The organism is Chromobacterium paludis (assembly GCF_008275125.1).
Classification (GTDB): domain Bacteria; phylum Pseudomonadota; class Gammaproteobacteria; order Burkholderiales; family Chromobacteriaceae; genus Chromobacterium; species Chromobacterium paludis.
In genome coordinates, this window is the sequence record NZ_CP043473.1 from 459,699 (window position 1) to 478,305 (window position 18,607).

Here is an 18,607-nt window from a genome sequence, read left to right on the forward strand (position 1 = left end):
GAGGCCGATGGGCCCCGGATTGGCTTGCGCGGTGAAAGCGCTTGGCCATCAGTACTCGCCTGACTTGCTATAAATCTAGTAGCATGGAGCCGTCGGCTTTTTCATTTTTGCTTGTTGGAACTGGACGAAAGCATGCTGGATTTTTTTTCAAGGGGAGCCAAGGGTAAGCCAGATCCCTTGGCGAATGCCGAGTCGGCCAAGGCGCATGTCGATGCCTTGAAGCAGGAATTTGGCGCGGCGGCGCACGATAAGGTGGCCGAGCTGCTGGATAGCCTGCATACGCCGTCTTTGGAGCTGTCCGCGGATACGCTGGAAGCCGTGCTGATGCTGAACCAGGAAACGCAAGCCCTGCATGATGCCCTGTGTGTGCAATACCTGATGAACGCGCGCATGCCCAAGGTGCTGGAAAGCCAGCTGAGAAACCAGATCCTGGCTTATGGCAAGCATTTCACCGAGTTCTATCAATATGCCTTGCCGGCAGTTGCCGATAGCCCAAATGGAATAAAGATTGTCAATCAATTGCCGCTGGTGTTGGCGCGCATCCTGTTTTATTTGACCGAGTATGCGAGATGGCAGTTTTTCCGTAACTTTCAGCCGGATGAGGTATTTTGGCTGAATGTAAATCAGCTTTACCAGTTGGCGGAGCAGCGCGGGTTCGACTCCCAGCCGGTTTTCCTGTTTGGCGAGCATTCCCATGCCACGACCGTTCAGGACCTGTATTTGACGCTGCAGATGATGTCGCTGCTTAGCAATGGCAATCTGACGGCCAGGCAGCTCAATTTCTCCTACCAGCTGCTGTGTCTGCTCAGCAATCGGATGACGCTGAGCCGGGTTTTTTTCGCGGAGGCCAGTTTTGGCGTTCAGCTGAATGACGCCAAGCCGGCGGCGCGCGTCGGCATGGTGGCGCCTAGCGAATCCTCCCGTTACTGGAACACGGCCGAACTGGTGGAAATCCTGCATAACTGGGCAATCATGCTGGAAGCCGGGCGGGTGCCCGGGGAGCTGAGACGGCTGATTGAACCGGGCGCGGATGCGTCCTTGTTGCGGATGCTGACGCGGGAGTGGGCGGTGCGGCCGGTATTGTTCGCCCGGGCGGAAAGGCAGGCCGTCAAGAACCGGCAAGTGGAGGTGGCGCATAGGCTGACCCTGCTGCACAAGCTGGTGCGGCGGCCAGACGAGGAAACATCTGGCAATCCGCGCGGCGACAAGGACAGCTATGAGGACGCGGCCAATATCCGGATTTACGGCTTTGTCACCAGCCGCAAGCGTGAAAAATCGGTGACGCCGTTGCCGGCGGCGAGCGGCCTTTCGCTGGCTGGGGAGACGGCAGAGCCGGCGCCGGAGCGAGAGTTTCCCAAATGGGCGCTGGAAAACATCAGCCAGACCGGTTTGGGCGTGTCCTTGGACGTGCTGGGCAATGAATGGGTGGGCCTGGGCGGGCTGATCGGCTATCGCGAGTCCGGCACGGAAAACTGGTGCCTGGGCATTGTGCGGCGCATCCGGCGTACCAGCCGGGAGCGCATCTATCTTGGCATCGAGACCCTGACCACGCGCCCTTTGGCGGCATCGCTGCGGCCAACCGACGCCAGGTTGATTGATCCGACGCTGCCGCCGGACCAGGTATGGCTAGCCGGGCACATCAGCTTGTTCCTGCCCTACCGGCGCGGGGACAAGTTGATCAACGCGCTGATCCTGCCTGTGTCCTTGTATACGCTGGGCAAGCAGTACTACATGACGGCGCGCGGAAAGCATTTCCAGATCGCGCTGGGCAAGGTGTTGGAAAAGGGCAGCGACTGGTGCATGGCCGAAGTAGAGCTGGTGCAGGCCCTGGAGAAGCTGCCGGTGGTGTTGTAGCCCGGCAGGCAAGCATGAAAAAGCCGGCTAGAGCCGGCTTTTTCATGTCCGTCCAGGCGGCGCTTAGCGCGCCAGTTCCTTGAGGATGGCGTAGATCGGCGACAGCGCGGACTCGCCCAGGCGCAGGCTGCGCTGGCCGTTCCAGCCGAAGTCGTCGTCCGGCAGGTTATGGTTGTCCTTGAACGGCATTTCCAACGTGAAGGCGAGGCAGCCGAACTGTTCGCACACCCAGTTGGTGGCGAGGCCCATATTGGCTTTGCCCGCTTCGTTGCGCGGATAGCCGTGCTCGGTCTGGAAGTCCGGGCTGGCCAGCAGGAAGTGGTGGCGGAAGCTGTCTGCCTGCTGCTGCAGTTTTTCGTTCCACGAAGGCACGCCCTCGGTGCCGGCCAGGAAGACGTAGGGAATGTTCTCGTCGCCGTGGATGTCCAGGAACAGGTCCACGCCGGTCTCCAGCATCTTTTCGCGCACCACCAGCACTTCCGGGCTGGTTTCGGCGCTGGGATTGGACCATTCGCGGTTCAGGTTGGCGCCGGCGGCATTGGTGCGCAGATTGCCCAGCACCGAACCGTCCGGGTTCATATTCGGCACCACGTAAAAGGTGGCGCGGTCCAGCAGCGCGCGGCTGGTGGGGTCTTGCGGATCCAGCAGGCGGTTCAGCAGGCCTTCGACAAACCATTCGGCCATGGTCTCGCCCGGGTGCTGGCGCGCGGTGATCCATATCTTCAGATCCGACTCCACCTCGTGGCCTATGGTCAGCAGGTTCATGTCGCGGCCCTGCACGGTGGAGCCGAGGTCGGACACCTGGCACAGGCCGGAGCCTTGCGCCTGGCCGATCAGATTCAAGTGCTGCTCGTAGGAGTAGGGCTCGAAATAGGCGTAATAGATGCTGCCCGACAGCGGCACATGCTCAATGGTCATCACGCCGTCTTCGTAATGCGTCGGCACGCGGAACCAGTTGACGCGGTCGTAGGAGGCCATGGCCTGGTAGTCGATCCAGCCTTGCGGATAGGCGCAGTCGGCGGCATTGAGGAAGCGGAAGGTGCAGTGTTGATAGGCAGCGCCTTGCACGCGGAAGTAGAACCACTGCGCGAACTCGGCCGCGTTGTCGCGGCGGATGCGCAGTTGGATGTCGTCAAGGTTGTCGGCGGAGACGATCTCGATGCTGCCGGCGTCGAAGTTGCTGCTTATCTTCATGAGGGAAACCCGTGGTGCTTGCACAATCTCTATAAAGCGCGATTGTACCCCCGTAGCAGGGCGACGCGCATCCAAATAAACAAAAACCCCGCCTGGCTGGGCGGGGTTGCGTTTCGCGTCAGGCCATGCCTTAGACGGTGGCGCCGCGCTTGGCGGAGTTCTTCACCGCGTCGACGGTGGCGCTGGTGGCGGCCTTGACGCTGCTGTCGGTGAACTCGGCCACTTGCTGGGCGGCCTTGCTGAAAGTGTTGACGGCGGCGGCGGCGGCGGCCATGGAGGTCTTCACCGCGTTCAGCGTGGCGTCGGAGCCGGCCGGCGCGTTCTTGGCGAAGGATTCGATGGAGCTGATCAGCGATTTATTGAACAGGCCGACGCTTTCTTCGGCCAGCTTGCTCAATTCGCTTTGCGCGCCCGATACGACTTCGTACAGATTGCGGGAGTGGCTAACGGCCTTGTCGATGTTCTGAGTGGCCAGCTTGTTCAGATGGTTGACAGCCTCCTGCGTGTCCTTGAGTTCGGACAGTTGCTTGGCGGCCTTGGTGTGGTCTTCCAGGGCCTGCTTGGAGACGTCCAGCTGCAGCTTGACCAGGCGTTCGGCGCTGTCCAGAGCGATCTGGGCGAAGCGCAGGGTGGATTCGATGCCGGTCATCGACAGTTTGCTCAGCTGTTCATTGCTTAAGGACATGGTGTAAAACCTCCATTGCGTGGAAAATGGGGTCAAACGAGTGCCGGATAGGGCGGATTGTGCAATGCACAATGACGTGGAAATGTAGCACACGGTCCGGTGGCGTGGTAGTAGATTTGCTCTATTCTGTTGTATTTATGTTAGATTGCCAGCGCACAACACCACGACAATAAACCAGGAGCGTTAAATGAGTGTTGAGAAACGGGTCATCAAGAAGTACCCGAACCGTAGACTGTACGATACCGCCACCAGTTCCTACATTACTTTGGGCGACGTCAAACAGCTGGTTCTGGACAACGTGGACATTCAAGTGCTGGATGCCAAGACACAGGAAGACATCACGCGCAGCGTGTTGCTGCAGATCATTCTGGAAGAAGAAAACGGCGGCATGCCGATGTTCAGCTACGAGGTGCTGACCCAGTTCATCCGTTATTACGGCCAAGCCATGCAAGGCATGATGGGTCCGTTTCTGGAAAAGAACCTGCAATTGTTTTCGCAGCTGCAGCAGAAGATGCAGGAGCAAACCCGCGCCATGTACGGCGACAACGCCATGCTGAACAGCTCCTTGTGGGGCGAGTTCATGAAGCTGCAAGGGCCGGCCATCCAGAACATGATGGCCAACTACATGGAGCAGAGCACCGGCATGTTCCTGGAAATGCAGAACCGCATGCAGGAGCAGACCAAGCAGCTGTTCGGCGGTTTCGGTTTCCCCGGCTATCCGGGGAGCGAAGACAAGAACAAGCCCTGAGGCGGCCCGGCCGCGTCACCCGCAAGCCGAAGGCGGCCACGCCTTCGGCTTTGTCACGCATGGAGTCCGCAAGTCATGGCGATGACCAATGAGCAGGCTTTGCAGCGGGCGCAGCGCCTGCATCTGGACGGCCGGATGGCTGAGGCGGAAGCCGCCTATCGCGACTTGCTGGGAGAGGACGCGCAGGGGCATGCCGCGCGGCACTGGCTGGGTTTTCTGCTGCTGCAGCAGGAACGGCTGGACGAGGCCAGAGAGGCTTTGCAGGCCGCCGTCGCCGGCGACGGCGGCCATGCCGAGTGGCACTTCAACCTGGGCCTGGCGTGCGCCCGCCTGGGCCGCGTCAGTGAGTCCATCGCCGCCTGGCGCGCCGCCGCCGCGCTGGATCCCGCCTGTTATGTGTACTGGACGCATCTGGGCGCGCAGCTGGCGCGGGACGGCCACGACGCAGAGGCCGAACGGACGCTGCGCCACGCCATCGCGCTCGATCCGTCTTGTCCCGAGGCCTTCTACCTGCTGACGGATTTGCTGTTGCGGCAGCAGCGTTTCGACGAGGCGCGGCGCAGCAATGCGCAGGGCGTCCTGGCCGAGCCGCCCGGCAAGATGGAACCCATCGCCGTGGCCCAGGCTTTGTGCGCCCTGCAACGGTTGGACGAGGCCAGGGCGCTGGCGCAAGATTGGTTGAGTCGACACCCTAGCGACCCCGTCGCCGCGCACCTGCTTGCGGCATTCGGCGGCGGAGACGCGCCTGAGGCTTGCGCGGCGGGCTACGTCAGCCACGCTTTCGACGCGGCCGCGGCGGGTTTCGATCAGGCCTTGGCGCGGCTGGAATACCGCGGGCCGCAATGGGTTGCGGACTGTCTGGCCGGGCAGGGCCTGGCCGAGCGCGCCTTGCGCGCGCTGGACCTAGGTTGCGGCACCGGCCTGGTGGGCGAGGTTTTGCGGCCCTACGCGCTGCGCCTGGAAGGCGTGGATCTCAGCGGCGGCATGCTGGCGCGCGCGCGCGGCAAGCAGCTGTACGACGCCTTGCGCCAGGCTGATATCCTGGCCGATCTGCGCGGCGGGCGGGACGATTGGCAGCTTATCGCCTGCATGGACACGCTGCCCTATTTCGGCCGGCTGGATGCCTTGTTCGAGGCCTTGGGCCGCGCCTTGCAGGCCGGCGGCCTGCTGCTGTTCTGCACGGAGCGTCTGGAGGACGAGACCGCCGATTACCGCCTGCATCACAGCGGACGTTACCGGCATGCCCCGGCCTATCTAGATGTTTTGCTGTCTCAAGGCTGGCGCGTGTTGGCGCGCGACCGGCTGCCGGTGCGCGATGAGGCGGGTTGTCCGGTGGCGGGAGAGTTTGTCTGCGCGGAGCGTCGGCCCGGCAGCCAAGCCCAGGCCTCAGGAAAATTTCTGCCACAGCAGCAGGAACAAGCAGGCGAGTCCGGCGTGTAGCCAGGCGCGCAGGCGGTAGCCGCGCGCGCACTGGGCTGCGCTCAGCGTGGAAATCAGCATGGGCAGGCCATCTTGCGCGCGCTGCAGGATGAGGCTGGGCCCGGCCGGCATCGTTTCGCTGTCGCGCACCTCGCGTTTCGCGGCCTGAACCACCGCGTCCCACTCCTCGGTCGAGAACGGGCCATCGCCTGGCAACTGAAACCTGCGCCGCAAGGCTTGCGGGTCTTGCTTCCACTGCGCCAGCTTGGCGCCCACATCCTGGATGAAGGCCGCGCCGCCGGCGGGACCGCCCAGTGCGCTCAGCTGGCCGGAGATGTAGAGCGTTTCGCCTTCTTCTATCCAGGATTCGCGGAACTCGTAGCCATCCTCCACCCACCTCCGGCTATGGCTGGCCTGCACTTCGGCGGCCTCCGGCAGCACCAGCGCTTCCGCCTTGTCGTCGCGCAACACGAAGCTGTCGTCGCAGGTTTGATGCTCCCATTCGATTTCCTTGTCAAACGACCATCGCCAATGCAGGCTGGCCGCGCGGTCGCGCTGACGCTGGCTGCACTGGTACCAGACGCAGCGGCGGCCGGAGAGCGGGCTGAAGTTGGGCGCGTTGGGATGGCAATAGGCGCGGCCGGACAGCTCCGCCCTGCCCAGCGCGGCGGAGGCGATGCGGGAGGTGGGGGTGTCGGCCACCAGGCGGTAGCGCCGATAGTTGAGCCACCAGGCGAGCAGGCCGAACAAGGCCAGCAGCGGCAGGCCATGCCGCCAAACGCCCACCCACCGCAGTTCCGTCCCCACCGCGATGACCAGCAGATAGGGCAGGAAGAGCGCCAGGCCCGGACGGGTGAACAGTTGAGACATCGCGCGGCGGGCTAGCTCTTGCGAAACAGCGCGGCGAGATCGACATCCTGCGTCTCCTGCGCTTCGAAGCGCAGCGGGCTGGCGCTGGCAAACTTGAACAGGCGGGCGATCAGGACATCGGGGAATTGTTCGATGCGCATATTGTTGAGATTGACGGCCTCGTTATACAGCTCGCGCCGGTCGGCGATGCTCTCTTCCAGCGCGCTGATGCGGCGCGACAGCTGGCCGAACTGCTCATCGGCCTTTAATTCCGGGTAGGCCTCCGCCACGGCGATCAACTGGGCGATGCCGCGGCGCAACAGGCCTTCCGCAGCGCCCAGGCGGGCGGCGTCATGGGCGGCGGCGCTGCTGGCGACGGCGTTGCGCGCCTCCATCACCTTGAGCAGCGTCTGCTGCTCGAACTGGGCGTATTGCTTGCAGACTTCGACCAGCTTGGGAATCTCGTCATGTCGCTGCTTGAGCAGCACGTCGATATTGGCCCAGGCCTTGCTTACCGAGTGCTTCAGGCCGACCAGGCCGTTGTAGAGGACAATGCCGTACAGCGCGAGCGCCAGCGCGGCGCCGATCAGCAGGGGCGAGTGCATAGTTCAGCCTTCCAAACATTCGGTTAGCGCACAGTATATCGGCAGGGCGGATGGCGAATCCATTTTGTCGCGCGGCGGGATGGCAAGACCGCGCGCAGGAATGCGTGCGGCGAGGCAAACCGTTGTATAATCGCGCGATTTTGTCTTCACGCCTAAGATTTTGAACATGAACAAGACTCCCCGCGTCGGTTTCGTCTCGCTGGGCTGCCCCAAGGCCGCCAGCGATTCCGAGCAGATCCTGACCCGCCTTCGCGCCGAAGGCTATGAAATCTCCCCGTCCTACGATGGCGCGGACCTGGTGGTGGTGAACACCTGCGGCTTCATCGATTCCGCCGTCGAGGAGTCGCTGGACGCCATCGGCGAAGCCTTGAACGAAAACGGCAAAGTGATCGTCACCGGCTGTCTGGGGGCCAAGGGCGATGTGGTGCGCGATGTGCATCCCTCGGTCTTGGCCGTGACCGGTCCGCACGCCACGGAAGAGGTGATGACGGCGGTGCATACCCACCTGCCCAAGCCGCATGACCCCTTCGTCGACTTGGTGCCGGACATCGGCGTGCGTCTGACGCCCAAGCACTACGCTTATCTGAAGATTTCCGAGGGCTGCAATCACCGCTGTACTTTCTGCATCATCCCGTCCATGCGCGGCGATCTGGAAAGCCGGCCCATCCACGACGTGCTGCGCGAGGCCGAGAGCCTGGCCAAGGCCGGCGTCAAAGAAATCCTGGTGATCTCGCAGGACACTTCGGCCTATGGCGTGGACACCAAGTACAAAATGGGCTTCCACAACGGCCGCCCGGTCAAGACCCGCATGACCGAGCTGTGCGAAGAGCTGGGCCGCCACGGCATCTGGGTGCGCCTGCACTACGTTTACCCGTACCCGCACGTGGATGAAGTGATTCCGCTGATGCGCGACGGCAAGATCCTGCCCTACCTGGACATCCCGTTCCAGCACGCCAGCCAGAAGGTGCTGAAGCTGATGAAGCGCCCGGCCAATAGCGACAACGTGCTGGCGCGCATCAAGAAGTGGCGCGAAATCTGCCCGGAACTGGTGATCCGCTCCACCTTTATCGTCGGCTTCCCCGGCGAGACCGAGGAAGACTTCGAAGAGCTGCTGGCCTTCATCCGCGAGGCCGAGCTGGACCGCGTCGGCTGCTTTACTTACTCCCCGGTGGAAGGCGCCACGGCCAACGAGCTGCCCGATCCGGTGCCGGAAGACGTGAAGGAAGCGCGCAAGGAGCGCTTCATGGCCGTGCAGGCCGAGATCAGCGCGCGCCGCCTGGAGCGCCGCGTCGGCCAGACCCTGCAGGTGCTGGTGGACGAGATCGACGACGAAGGCACGGCGGTGTGCCGCAGCTACGCCGACGCGCCGGAGATCGACGGCCTGGTGTTCGTCGAAGACGCCGCCGGCATGCAGCCGGGCGAGTTCTACCAAGTGGAAATCGTCGACTGCAGCGAGCACGACCTGTGGGGCGTGCGCAAGTAAGCGCGCTTCGCCAAACTGAAATGGCGCCGGATATTCTCCGGCGCCATTTTTTCTGTCCGACAGTTTTTTGCCTCCGCTGCCCCTTATTACAGCAGGGTTAACTGTATAATGGCTGCCATGAATTATGACGCAGCCATCGCCATGTCCTTGTCTTTGCCGAGTCAAACCCTAGCCGAAATCGCCTCTAGCGATCTGCTCAGTTGTTCGCCGTCGCTGCCGCTGCGCGAGGCGGCCAGTCGCATGATGGCGGCCGGCTGCAGCTCCATCGTGGTGCGGGACGAGGCTAGCGCTGAAATCCTGGGCATCTGGACCGAGGCCGACGCGCTGGACGCTTCGCTGGGGCGCGGCGATCCCTTGCTTCCTGTCGGGCAGGCCGTCAGCGCCGGCGTGGTGGAGCTGCCGCACGACATGCCGCTGGACCAGGCGGTGCGCGCCTTTCGCGACCGTCAGCTGCGCCACGCGCTGGTGATGAAGCAGGGCGCCCCCGTCGGCATGGTCACCCTGACCGACATCGTGCGCAATCAGGGCCTGGAGTCTTTTCTGATCGTCAAGCGGGTGCGCGACCTGCCCGGCCAAGCGGCGTTGCGGCTGCCGGCCTCCGCTTCCCCGCTGCAGGCGATGCGCGAGATGCGCGAGCACGCGCAGTCCGCGCTGGCGGTGTGTTTCGACGATGGCGGCTACGGCATCGTCACTCAGCGCGACGTGCTGCGCTGGCTGGCGGCGGACGCCATGCCGGCCACGCTGGGCGAGGGCAGCCGCCGGCCCCTGATAGGCGTGCCGGATGCTGCCAGCCTGCTGCAGGCGCGGCGGCTGATCCAGCAGCACAATATCCGCCATCTGGCGGTGTTCGGCGAGGACAGCCGGTTGCAGCGCCTGCTCGGTTTCGACGACATCGTGCAGGGCATCGAGCATGAATACCTGCATGAACTGAACGAGGCGCTGCGCCAGCGCGATCATGCGCTGGCGCAGTCGCGGCATAGCCTGCTGTTGGCGGACAAGGTATTCGAGTCCACCATGGAAGGCATCATCATCACCGCCCCCAACGGCGTGATCCAGTCGGTCAATCCGGCCTTCGCCCGCATCACCGGCTACAGCCGCGAAGAGGCGCTGGGCAAGACGCCGGCCATGCTGAAGTCCGGCCGTCAGCCGCCCGAGTTCTACGCCCATATGTGGCAGATGCTGCAGCGCGACGGCTGTTGGCAGGGCGAGGTGGTGAACCGGCGCAAGGGCGGCCTGCTCTACACCGAGCATCTGAGCATCACCGCGATACGCGACGCCGACGGCGAATGCCTGCATTACGTGGCGGTGTTTTCCGACATCACCCAGCGCAAGCAGGCCGAGGAGCGGCTGCACTTCCTGGCCAACCACGACGCGCTGACCAGCCTGCCCAACCGCACCCTGTTCATGGAGCGGCTGCAGGCGGCGGTGGACAGGGCGGAGGCCGGCGGCCACGGCCTGGCCCTGCTGTTCATCGACCTGGACCGCTTCAAGCTGGTCAACGACACCCTGGGCCACTACGCCGGCGACCAGTTGCTGATCCACATCGCGCGCCAGCTGCAGGCGCAGTTGCAGCCGGGCGAGACGGCCGCGCGGCTATCCGGCGACGAGTTCACCATGCTGCTGGAGGGGGCGCTGGGCGAATCCCAGGTGGCGGCGCGCGCGCAGACCATCCTGGACGCGATCACCGCCCTGTCCGGCGCGGAGGGGCAGCAGATGTTCATCTCCGCCAGCATAGGCATCAGCATGTTTCCGGACGACGGCCGCGACGCCGATACGCTGCTGGTGCATGCGGACACAGCCATGTACCGCGCCAAACAGGGCGGCAAGAACGGCTTCGAGTTCTATACCGGCGACATGAACGCGCGCGCGCTGGAGCGGCTGAAGCTGGAGTACAGCCTGCACCGCGCGCTGGCGCAGCGCGAACTGGAGCTGTGGTACCAGCCCAAGGTGGCGCTGGACTCAGGCCGCATCGTCGGCGCCGAGGCCTTGCTGCGCTGGCGCCATCCCGAGCTGGGGCTGGTGTCGCCGGACCGCTTCATTCCCATCGCCGAGGAAAGCGCGCTGATCGCGCAAATAGGCAGCTGGGTGCTGGACACCGCCTGCGGCGACATTCGCCGTTGGCGTGATGCCCGCATCCTGCCGGGACGCGTGGCGGTCAATGTGTCTGGCCGCCAGCTCAAATATGGCGATTTTACCCAGCAACTGGCCGAAACCCTGAGCCGTCATGGATTGGAGAGCCGTGAATTGGAGTTGGAAATTACGGAAAGCGTGGCCATGGATGAGGCGGGCGGCATGGTGGACATGCTGCGCCGGCTGCAGGGCTTGGGCATCTACCTGTCCATCGACGACTTCGGCACCGGCTATTCCTCCTTGTCCTACCTGAAGCGGCTGCCGGTGCGCGGCCTGAAGATAGACCGCTCCTTCATCGCGGACTCCACCCGAGACAACGACGACGCGGCCATCACCCGCGCCATCGTCTCCATCGCGCGCAGCCTGGGGCTGGACGTGGTGGCCGAGGGGGTGGAGGACGAGGAGCAGCGTGTCTTCTTGTTGGGCTTGGGCTGCCAGTGCGCCCAGGGGTATTTGTTCAGTCGGCCCATTCCGGCCAGCCAGTTCGAGGTGTTGCTGGCGATACAGGCCAGCCAGCCGGCGTTGACTCACTGAAGATCGTCCTTGGCCTGCGGTGGATAAAAAAAGACCGGCTTAGCGAAGCCGGTCTTTTTTCATGGATGGCGCAACGCTCAGCCGCCGATCTTGTCCTTGCCCATGAAGGGGCGCAGCACGGTCGGGATGGTCACGCTGCCGTCGGCGTTCTGGTAGTTTTCCAGGATGGCCACCAGGGTGCGGCCCACCGCCAGGCCGGAGCCGTTCAGGGTGTGAACCAGCTGGTTCTTGCCGTTTTCGTCCTTGTAGCGCGCCTTCATGCGGCGGGCCTGGAAGGCCTCGCAGTTGGAGCAGCTGGAGATTTCGCGGTAGGTGTTCTGCGCCGGCAGCCACACTTCCAGGTCATAGGTCTTGGACGAGCCGAAACCCATGTCGCCGGTGCACAGCGTGATCACGCGGTAGGGCAGCTCCAGCGCCTTCAGGATGTTCTCGGCGTGGCCCACCATTTCTTCCAGCGCGGCGTAGGAATTTTCCGGTTTTTCCACGCGCACCATTTCCACCTTGTCGAACTGGTGCTGGCGGATGAAGCCGCGGGTGTCGCGGCCGTAGCTGCCCGCTTCGGAGCGGAAGCACGGCGAGTGCGCGGTCATCTTCTTCGGCAGTTCGCTCTCTTGCAGGATGGTGTCGGCGACGGTATTGGTCAGCGTCACTTCCGAGGTGGAGATCAGGTATTGCGGCGCGGCCGTTTCATCGCCGCCGCGGGTCACCTTGAACATGTCTTCGGCGAACTTGGGCAGCTGGCCGGTGCCCAAGAGCGCGGTGTCGTTGACGATGTACGGAGTGTAGTGTTCTTCGTAGCCGTGGCTGCCGGTGTGGGTGTTCAGCATGAACTGGGCGATGGCGCGGTGCAGGCGGGCCATGTCGCCCTTCAGCACGGTGAAGCGCGCGCCGGACAGCTTGGCGCCGGTTTCGGCATCCAGGCCCAGCGGGGTGCCCACGTCCACGTGGTCTTTGACCTCGAAGTCGAACTGGCGCGGCACGCCCACGCGGCGCACTTCCACGTTGTCGGCCTCGTCCTTGCCCACCGGCACCGATTCGTGCGGCAGGTTGGGGATGGACATCAGCCAGGCGTCCAGCTTGCCCTGCACGCCGTCGAAGGCTTGCTCGGCGGCTTTCAGCTCGTCACCCAGGGTGGCTACTTCGGCCATGATGGCGGAGACGTCTTCACCCTTGCTCTTGGCGATGCCGATCTGCTTGGAGGTGGCGTTGCGCTTGGCTTGCAGTTCCTGCATGCGGGATTGCAGGGATTTGCGCTCGGATTCCAGCTGATTGAAAGCGGCGGTGTCCAGGGTGTAGCCGCGGCCGGCCAGACGGGCGGCGACGGCTTCGATGTCATTGCGAAGTAAGTTGATGTCGAGCATGGTTATTCCTGTTTTTCACTATCGGGATTTTGCTGGGCGTCTGCATCCAGCTGACGCAAAAAAGCCAGTTTGTCCTGAATCTTGCTTTCCAGTCCGCGCGGCACAGGGCGATACCATTCGATGTCTTCCAGGCCCTCCGGCAGATAGGTCTCTCCGGCGGCGTAGGCATGGGGCTCATCGTGCGCGTAGCGGTAGGCGTGGCCGTAGCCCAGTTCCTTCATCAGGCGGGTCGGCGCGTTTCTCAAGTGTACCGGCACCGGACGGGACTTGTCCTGTTTCACGAAGGCGCGGGCCTCATTATACGCCATGTATCCGGCATTGCTCTTGGCGGCCACCGCCAAATAAATCACCGCTTGTCCCAGCGCAAGTTCGCCTTCCGGGCTGCCCAGGCGCTCGTAAGTGGCGGCGGCGTCGTTGGCGATCTGCATCGCGCGCGGGTCGGCCAGGCCGATGTCTTCCCAAGCCATGCGCACGATGCGCCGCGCCAGGTAGCGCGCGTCCGCGCCGCCGTCCAGCATGCGGCACAGCCAGTACAGCGCCGCGTCCGGATTGGAGCCACGCACCGATTTGTGCAGTGCGGAAATCTGGTCGTAGAAGGCGTCGCCGCCCTTGTCGAAGCGCCGCGCGTTCAACGTCAGCACCTCTTCCAGGAAAGCCGGGTCGATGTCGGCGATGCCGCGCGCCTGCGCCGCGGTACGGGTTTGTTCCAGCAGATTCAGGAAGCGCCGCGCGTCGCCGTCGGCATAGCCGGTCAGGGTGGAGACGGCTTCTTCGCTGAATGTCAGCCCGTCCAGCGCGCCTTCGTGGCGGGCCCGCTCGAACAGTTGCTTCAGTTCGTCCTCGCTCAGGCTGTTCAGCACATAGACCTGGGCGCGCGACAGCAGCGCGGAGTTGACTTCGAACGAGGGATTTTCCGTGGTGGCGCCGATGAAGGTGATCAGGCCCGATTCGACAAAGGGCAGAAAGGCGTCCTGCTGGCTTTTGTTGAAGCGGTGCACCTCGTCGACGAACAGAATGGTGCGCTTGCCGGAGCGCTGCAGCACGGCGTGCGCTTTTTCCACCGCCTCTCGGATATCTTTTACGCCGGCGAATACCGCCGAAATCGGAATGAATTCGGCGTCGAAGCTGGCGGCCAGGATGCGGGCCAAAGTAGTTTTGCCGACGCCGGGCGGCCCCCACAGAATCATGGAGTGAGGTTTGCCGGCCGCCACCGCCAGGCTCAGCGGCTTGCCTGGGCCGATCAGATGCTGTTGGCCGATCACCTGATCGAGCGCGTGCGGACGCAGGGCCTCGGCCAGCGGTTTTTGCGGTTCGACGGAGAAAAGATCGGACATGGCGGGTTTCAGGCGGGATGGGCGGAGGGATAGTATATCAGCAGGCAGGGGGCAATAGCCGGAGGCTGGGCGGACGAAGGGCATCCGCCTGATTCAAGAGGGGGAGGGGCAAGGCAAAACAAAAGCGCCCATTTCCGGGCGCTTTCGCGGGCACAACGAGCAAGAGAGGCTTAGGCGCGCTTCTTGAATTCGTTGGTGCGGGTGTCGATTTCGATCTTTTCGCCGGTGTTGACGAAGGCCGGAACCTGAACTTCGAAGGTGGTGCCAACCAGGCGGGCCGGCTTCAGAACCTTGCCCGAGGTGTCGCCGCGCACGGCCGGCTCGGTGTATTCCACTTCGCGGATCACGGTGGTCGGCAGTTCTACGGAGATGGCCTTGCCGTCGTAGAAGGTTACCTGGCAAACGTCTTCCATGCCGTCAACGATGTAGTTGATGGTGTCGCCCAGGTTGTCGGCTTCCACTTCGTACTGGTTGAAGTCGGAATCCATGAACACGTACATCGGGTCGGCGAAGTAGGAGTAGGTGCAGTCCTTGCGGTCCAGCACGACTACATCGAACTTGTCGTCGGCGCGGTATACGGTTTCGGTGCCGGCGCCGGTCAGCAGGTTCTTCATCTTCATCTTGACGACGGAGGCGTTGCGGCCGGACTTGCTGAATTCAGCCTTCTGAACAACCATCGGCTCGGAGCCGACCATGAATACATTACCAGCGCGCAGTTCTTGTGCGGTTTTCATTGCGTATGAGTCCCAAACTCTTGAATTAACAGCGGAAAACCGGAAGGGCTTTCCGACAAAAACGTGGCATTTTATCTGATTTCGGCAACTTCGGCGACAAATTGCAGCAGTCTTTGCGCCAGATCGCCGCCTTGCAGCAATTGCTGTTGCCAGTTTGCCGCATGTCTGCGCCAGGCCGGCAGCCAGCGGGCGGCGGCGCGCCAGGCGGCGGCGATGTCGCCGTCGCGGTTCCAGGCGAGATGAAGCTCGCGGATGGCGGCCGCCGCTTCGTCAGGCAAGCCCTGGCAGTATTGATCGAGAAAAGCCAGCAGCTTGGCCAAATGGGCCTCGTCGTCCTGCGGGTAGATGTGCCACAGCATGGGCCGCGCCGCCCATTGCGAGCGCGCCAGGCTGTCCTCGCCGCGCACGCAGTTGAAGTCGCAGCTCCACAGTAGGCGGTCGTAGTCGTCCTGGTCGCTCATGGGCAACACGTCCACCGTCAGGCGGCCCAGCTGGGCATGCTCGCCCACTTGCAGGGGGTGGTCGAACAGGCTGGACACGGCGGCCTGCGCCTTGCCTTCCGGCACCAGGCAGCGCACCGGCTGCGGGCCGTCGGCCCAGGCCTGCAGCAGCTTGGCGGCGGCCGGGTTGTCATAGCAGAACAGGCTGACCTTCCACTCGTTTTCCGATAGCGCCGGCACATTGCGGCGGCGCCAGTAGTCGCGCTGGGCCTCTTCGTCCGCCTGCCAGGCTTCGCGCGCGGCGATCAGGCCGTCTTCGCAGATCAGGCCGCCGCTTGCCGCGTCGAATCCCGGAAAGAAGAAATGCTTGGCCAGCGGCAGGCGCGGGTGCGGCGACGGCAGCTTGTGGCAGCCACGCGTCCAATCCTCCGCCGACAGGTATTCCAGATTGATCCAGACGGGCTTGGCCGGTTTGGCCGCCATCGCCTGTTCGAAGCTGTCCGGCAGCCGGCAGCCAAAGGCTTCCACCACCACGTCGGCCGGGACGATGTCCGCCGGAAAGTCGGATGGCGGCCAGCGGCGGATGTCGATGCCGGCCAGCGCTTGCTGCGGCAGGGCCGGGTCCAGGCCGGGCGTGATGCGGGCGAAGCTGGCCAGATCATCCACCCACAGCCGCACATCCAGGCTGTAGCCATGCGCCAGCCGGCGCGCCAGGCGCCAGGTGACGCCGATGTCGCCATAGTTGTCGATGACGGTGCAGAAAATGTCCCAGTGTTGGCGTGTCATGGTGCGGTCATTTTGTAAAACCGGGCGAGCTTACCACGCGTTGACTGGCAATATCACCATTTTCGAATTTTCAGCCGGCGCGCCGGTCGATCATGCAATCGAGAAACATATAAAAGGAATGGCTGTGCGCTTTCAATATGGCTGGAGCTTGCTGATGGTTTTGCCTCTGTCCTCGTGGGCTGGGGTGATGCTGCAAAATGAACAGTGGAAGGTGGAGCTGGAGCCGGCCACCCTGGCCGTCCGCGCGGAGCCGGCCGGCGGGCCGGCCATCGTCGTGTCAAAAGGCGTCGCGCCGCATGCGGTGTCGGGGCTGGAGAGCGAGGCGCAAGCGGCCGGCTGGCAATGGGACGATGGCCGCTACCGCTGGCAGGCCAGCCTGGACGGCGCGGACCTCAAGCTGACGCTGCGCGCCGCCGCGCCTGGCCGGGTAGAGCTGCTGCGGCAACCGGCGGCGGCCATGGGGCGCGGCCTGCTGCTGCCATTGGCCGAGGGCAGTTATATCCCGGCTGGGAGCAAACTGTGGCGGGACTTTTTGCCAGGCTTCGCCGGCGACGGTCTGGACACTTCGGAAAACCTCAGCCTGCCGCTATGGGGCATGGACTACGGGCGTCATAGCCTGCACTGGCTGCTGCTGAACCCGTTCAACAATCGACTGGCCTTCTCCGCACAAGGGCAGGGCCTGGCCTTGGCCCTGAGCCATGACTTCAACGAGTTGAACCAAGACCAGCCGGCGACGCTGCTGCTGCATCTGGCTGGCGACAATCTCTTGGCCGGTGCGCAGCGCTATCGGCAATGGCTGGCGTCTTCCGGCCGCTATCAGACCCTGGCCGACAAAATCCAGGCGCAGCCGGAAACCGCCAAGCTGATAGGGGCCAGCCATGTTTACCTGTGGGGCAACAATCTGCTGGACGAGGCCGACGTGCGCGACTGGCCGGCCTTGGTCAAGCGGTTGCGCGGCGACGCGCCGCTGGCCGCGCGCCTGCGCGGGCGTTTCGACGCCGAGACCAAACGGGCATTGCAGCAAGCGGGCAAGCGGCCGGACCGCTATCAGCGCAAAGTCTTGCTGGACGGCGTCAATTCGGCGCTGACGGCCGAGGCCCGCGCCGGCTGGCTGGGCGCGCAGCCAGCCTGGGTCGACATGGCCGCGCCTTACCGCAAGCTGCGCGCCGAGACCGAACAAACCTTCGGCCCAGCCTTGCAACCGGACGCCGCGCGCTGGGGCGGCGGCCTGTCGCGCAAGACCATAGACGCCTTGCGTCATGCTGGCTTGACGCGGCTATGGCTGGGCGTGGACAACTGGGAAGGCGGCCTGTGGCAGCCGCAGGCGGTGAAGGCCGGCGTGGCCGCCGGCTACCTGATGGGCAGCTACGACTCCTACGAAACCGCCTTGCCGCCCGGCAAGCAAGAAGACTGGCTTACCGCGCAGCAAGGCGAGGCGGTGTACCGCCAATGCGGCGTCACGCTGCAAAACGGCAAGAAGAAGGCCGGTTTCCAGCAAGCCGGCTATTACACCAACCCGGCTTGCGTGCGGGGCACGCTGCAGCAGCGCACGCGCGCGCTGCTGTCCGCCGTCGGCTTCAATAGCTGGTTCCTGGATGCTTACGCCACAGGCATGGTGTTTGACGACTACACGCCGGGCCGCCATACCGGTGAGGCCGAGATGGCTAAGGAATATGAGCAGTCCATGCAATGGGTGGCGGACGCCTATCAAGTGCCGGTGGGCTCCGAAATGGGCAATGCGGCGACCAGCCGCGGCATCGCCTACGCCCACGGCATGCAGGTGCCGGTGCTGGGCTGGGGCGATCCCGATTTGCAGAAGAACACGCAGTCGCCCTACTACCTGGGCCGCTGGTACCCGGCGGACCAGCCGGAAACTTTCTTTAAACAAGTACCGCTGAAGCAACCCTACCGCGACCTCTACTACGCGCCGCAATACCGTCTGCCGCTATACCAGGCCGTTTTCCATGGCTCCATCGTCACCACCAACCATTGGCTGTACGACAACCTGAAGTTCCGCAACGCCTACGCCGACAATCTGCTGGCGCAGTGGCTGTACAACGTGCCGCCGCTGTTCCACCTGTCCGCCGCCAGCCTCAAAACCAGGCTGCCGCAGCTCCAATGCGCCGACCACGCCTTCCGCCCGCTGCATCAACAACTGGCCACCCAGGCCATGACCGGCTTCGCCTGGTTGAACGCGGAGCATACGCTGCAGCAAACCCGTTTTGCCGACGGCAGCCGCCTCACCGCCAATTTCGCGGAGACGCCGGTTTTCCATGGAGGGCAAACGCTGCCGCCGCAAAGCCTGTTGGCCGAGCTAAACGGCCAGCCGCCGCGGATGCTGAAGGCGTTGGATTGCGCCGGCGGCTAAGGCGGGATGATAATGCCGGTGTCGTTTTTGTGGTGGTGTTTTTGGGCTTTGTTGCATAACTAAATTTCATTCGAAAGTTCTGC

Annotated in this window: 14 protein-coding genes; 6 read left to right on the top strand and 8 right to left on the bottom strand. The window is 63.7% G+C overall.

Translation table 11 applies throughout. The annotated features are described in order from the left end of the window. Nucleotides 1-132 precede the first annotated feature (132 nt). Entirely contained in the window at nt 133-1,854 is a 1,722-nt protein-coding gene (locus FYK34_RS02220) for a hypothetical protein (protein WP_149294854.1), read from the top strand. Nucleotides 1,855-1,917: 63 nt separating this feature from the next. Here the strand turns inward: FYK34_RS02220 and FYK34_RS02225 are convergent, their stop codons facing one another. Both FYK34_RS02225 and FYK34_RS21025 read right to left on the bottom strand, forming a co-directional pair. After that, nucleotides 1,918-3,048 carry a M14 family metallopeptidase gene (locus FYK34_RS02225; protein ID WP_149294855.1) on the bottom strand — a complete coding sequence of 377 codons (1,131 nt, stop codon included), beginning with the start codon at nt 3,046-3,048 and terminating at the stop codon, nt 1,918-1,920. Between the two features lie 130 nt (nt 3,049-3,178). Then, the gene (locus tag FYK34_RS21025) at nt 3,179-3,733 is read right to left on the bottom strand and encodes a phasin family protein (protein WP_149294856.1); all 555 of its coding nucleotides are present in this window, start codon (nt 3,731-3,733) and stop codon (nt 3,179-3,181) included. A gap of 187 nt (nt 3,734-3,920) precedes the next feature. Here FYK34_RS21025 and phaR point away from each other — a divergent pair, with 187 nt between their 5' ends. Both phaR and FYK34_RS02240 read left to right on the top strand, forming a co-directional pair. Then, nucleotides 3,921-4,481 (top strand): polyhydroxyalkanoate synthesis repressor PhaR, encoded by a 561-nt coding sequence (gene phaR, locus FYK34_RS02235; RefSeq protein WP_149294857.1) that lies wholly within the window; start codon nt 3,921-3,923, stop codon nt 4,479-4,481. Nucleotides 4,482-4,556: 75 nt separating this feature from the next. Continuing rightward, a complete protein-coding gene (locus FYK34_RS02240; protein ID WP_149294858.1) occupies nt 4,557-5,921 on the top strand; it encodes a tetratricopeptide repeat protein in 1,365 nt (454 codons plus the stop codon). Here the strand turns inward: FYK34_RS02240 and FYK34_RS02245 are convergent. Continuing rightward, the gene (locus FYK34_RS02245) at nt 5,868-6,770 is read right to left on the bottom strand and encodes a hypothetical protein (protein ID WP_149294859.1); all 903 of its coding nucleotides are present in this window, start codon (nt 6,768-6,770) and stop codon (nt 5,868-5,870) included. The two genes, FYK34_RS02240 and FYK34_RS02245, sit on opposite strands and share 54 nt — an antisense overlap. A gap of 11 nt (nt 6,771-6,781) precedes the next feature. Beyond that, complete coding sequence (locus tag FYK34_RS02250; RefSeq protein ID WP_149294860.1) at nt 6,782-7,354, bottom strand: LemA family protein; 573 nt, start codon at nt 7,352-7,354, stop codon at nt 6,782-6,784. 166 nt (nt 7,355-7,520) lie between these two features. Between FYK34_RS02250 and rimO the strand changes: the two genes are divergently transcribed. Next, entirely contained in the window at nt 7,521-8,837 is a 1,317-nt protein-coding gene (gene rimO / locus FYK34_RS02255; protein ID WP_149294861.1) for a 30S ribosomal protein S12 methylthiotransferase RimO, read from the top strand. A 117-nt stretch (nt 8,838-8,954) separates the two neighbouring features. Further along, nucleotides 8,955-11,501 carry an EAL domain-containing protein gene (locus tag FYK34_RS02260; protein WP_231137350.1) on the top strand — a complete coding sequence of 849 codons (2,547 nt, stop codon included), beginning with the start codon at nt 8,955-8,957 and terminating at the stop codon, nt 11,499-11,501. Between the two features lie 77 nt (nt 11,502-11,578). Here the strand turns inward: FYK34_RS02260 and serS are convergent, their stop codons facing one another. The 4 genes from serS to earP form a co-directional block, all read right to left on the bottom strand. Further along, complete coding sequence (gene serS / locus FYK34_RS02265) at nt 11,579-12,862, bottom strand: serine--tRNA ligase (protein ID WP_149294862.1); 1,284 nt, start codon at nt 12,860-12,862, stop codon at nt 11,579-11,581. Between the two features lie 2 nt (nt 12,863-12,864). Then, a complete protein-coding gene (locus FYK34_RS02270; RefSeq protein ID WP_149294863.1) occupies nt 12,865-14,196 on the bottom strand; it encodes a replication-associated recombination protein A in 1,332 nt (443 codons plus the stop codon). Between the two features lie 170 nt (nt 14,197-14,366). After that, a complete protein-coding gene (efp, locus tag FYK34_RS02275) occupies nt 14,367-14,930 on the bottom strand; it encodes an elongation factor P (RefSeq protein ID WP_149294864.1) in 564 nt (187 codons plus the stop codon). A 71-nt stretch (nt 14,931-15,001) separates the two neighbouring features. Next, the gene (gene earP / locus FYK34_RS02280; RefSeq protein ID WP_149294865.1) at nt 15,002-16,156 is read right to left on the bottom strand and encodes an elongation factor P maturation arginine rhamnosyltransferase EarP; all 1,155 of its coding nucleotides are present in this window, start codon (nt 16,154-16,156) and stop codon (nt 15,002-15,004) included. A 154-nt stretch (nt 16,157-16,310) separates the two neighbouring features. Here earP and FYK34_RS02285 point away from each other — a divergent pair, with 154 nt between their 5' ends. Continuing rightward, nucleotides 16,311-18,524 (top strand): glycoside hydrolase, encoded by a 2,214-nt coding sequence (locus FYK34_RS02285; RefSeq protein ID WP_231137351.1) that lies wholly within the window; start codon nt 16,311-16,313, stop codon nt 18,522-18,524. The last annotated feature ends 83 nt before the right edge of the window (nt 18,525-18,607 follow it).

Bases quoted from the DNA above. Each gene is read 5' to 3' on its own strand.
- FYK34_RS02220 (WP_149294854.1), top strand. From the start codon at position 133: ATGCTGGATTTTTTTTCAAGGGGAGCCAAGGGTAAGCCAGATCCCTTG.
- FYK34_RS02225 (WP_149294855.1), bottom strand. From the start codon at position 3,048: ATGAAGATAAGCAGCAACTTCGACGCCGGCAGCATCGAGATCGTCTCC.
- FYK34_RS21025 (WP_149294856.1), bottom strand. From the start codon at position 3,733: ATGTCCTTAAGCAATGAACAGCTGAGCAAACTGTCGATGACCGGCATC.
- phaR (WP_149294857.1), top strand. From the start codon at position 3,921: ATGAGTGTTGAGAAACGGGTCATCAAGAAGTACCCGAACCGTAGACTG.
- FYK34_RS02240 (WP_149294858.1), top strand. From the start codon at position 4,557: ATGGCGATGACCAATGAGCAGGCTTTGCAGCGGGCGCAGCGCCTGCAT.
- FYK34_RS02245 (WP_149294859.1), bottom strand. From the start codon at position 6,770: ATGTCTCAACTGTTCACCCGTCCGGGCCTGGCGCTCTTCCTGCCCTAT.
- FYK34_RS02250 (WP_149294860.1), bottom strand. From the start codon at position 7,354: ATGCACTCGCCCCTGCTGATCGGCGCCGCGCTGGCGCTCGCGCTGTAC.
- rimO (WP_149294861.1), top strand. From the start codon at position 7,521: ATGAACAAGACTCCCCGCGTCGGTTTCGTCTCGCTGGGCTGCCCCAAG.
- FYK34_RS02260 (WP_231137350.1), top strand. From the start codon at position 8,955: ATGAATTATGACGCAGCCATCGCCATGTCCTTGTCTTTGCCGAGTCAA.
- serS (WP_149294862.1), bottom strand. From the start codon at position 12,862: ATGCTCGACATCAACTTACTTCGCAATGACATCGAAGCCGTCGCCGCC.
- FYK34_RS02270 (WP_149294863.1), bottom strand. From the start codon at position 14,196: ATGTCCGATCTTTTCTCCGTCGAACCGCAAAAACCGCTGGCCGAGGCC.
- efp (WP_149294864.1), bottom strand. From the start codon at position 14,930: ATGAAAACCGCACAAGAACTGCGCGCTGGTAATGTATTCATGGTCGGC.
- earP (WP_149294865.1), bottom strand. From the start codon at position 16,156: ATGACACGCCAACACTGGGACATTTTCTGCACCGTCATCGACAACTAT.
- FYK34_RS02285 (WP_231137351.1), top strand. From the start codon at position 16,311: ATGGTTTTGCCTCTGTCCTCGTGGGCTGGGGTGATGCTGCAAAATGAA.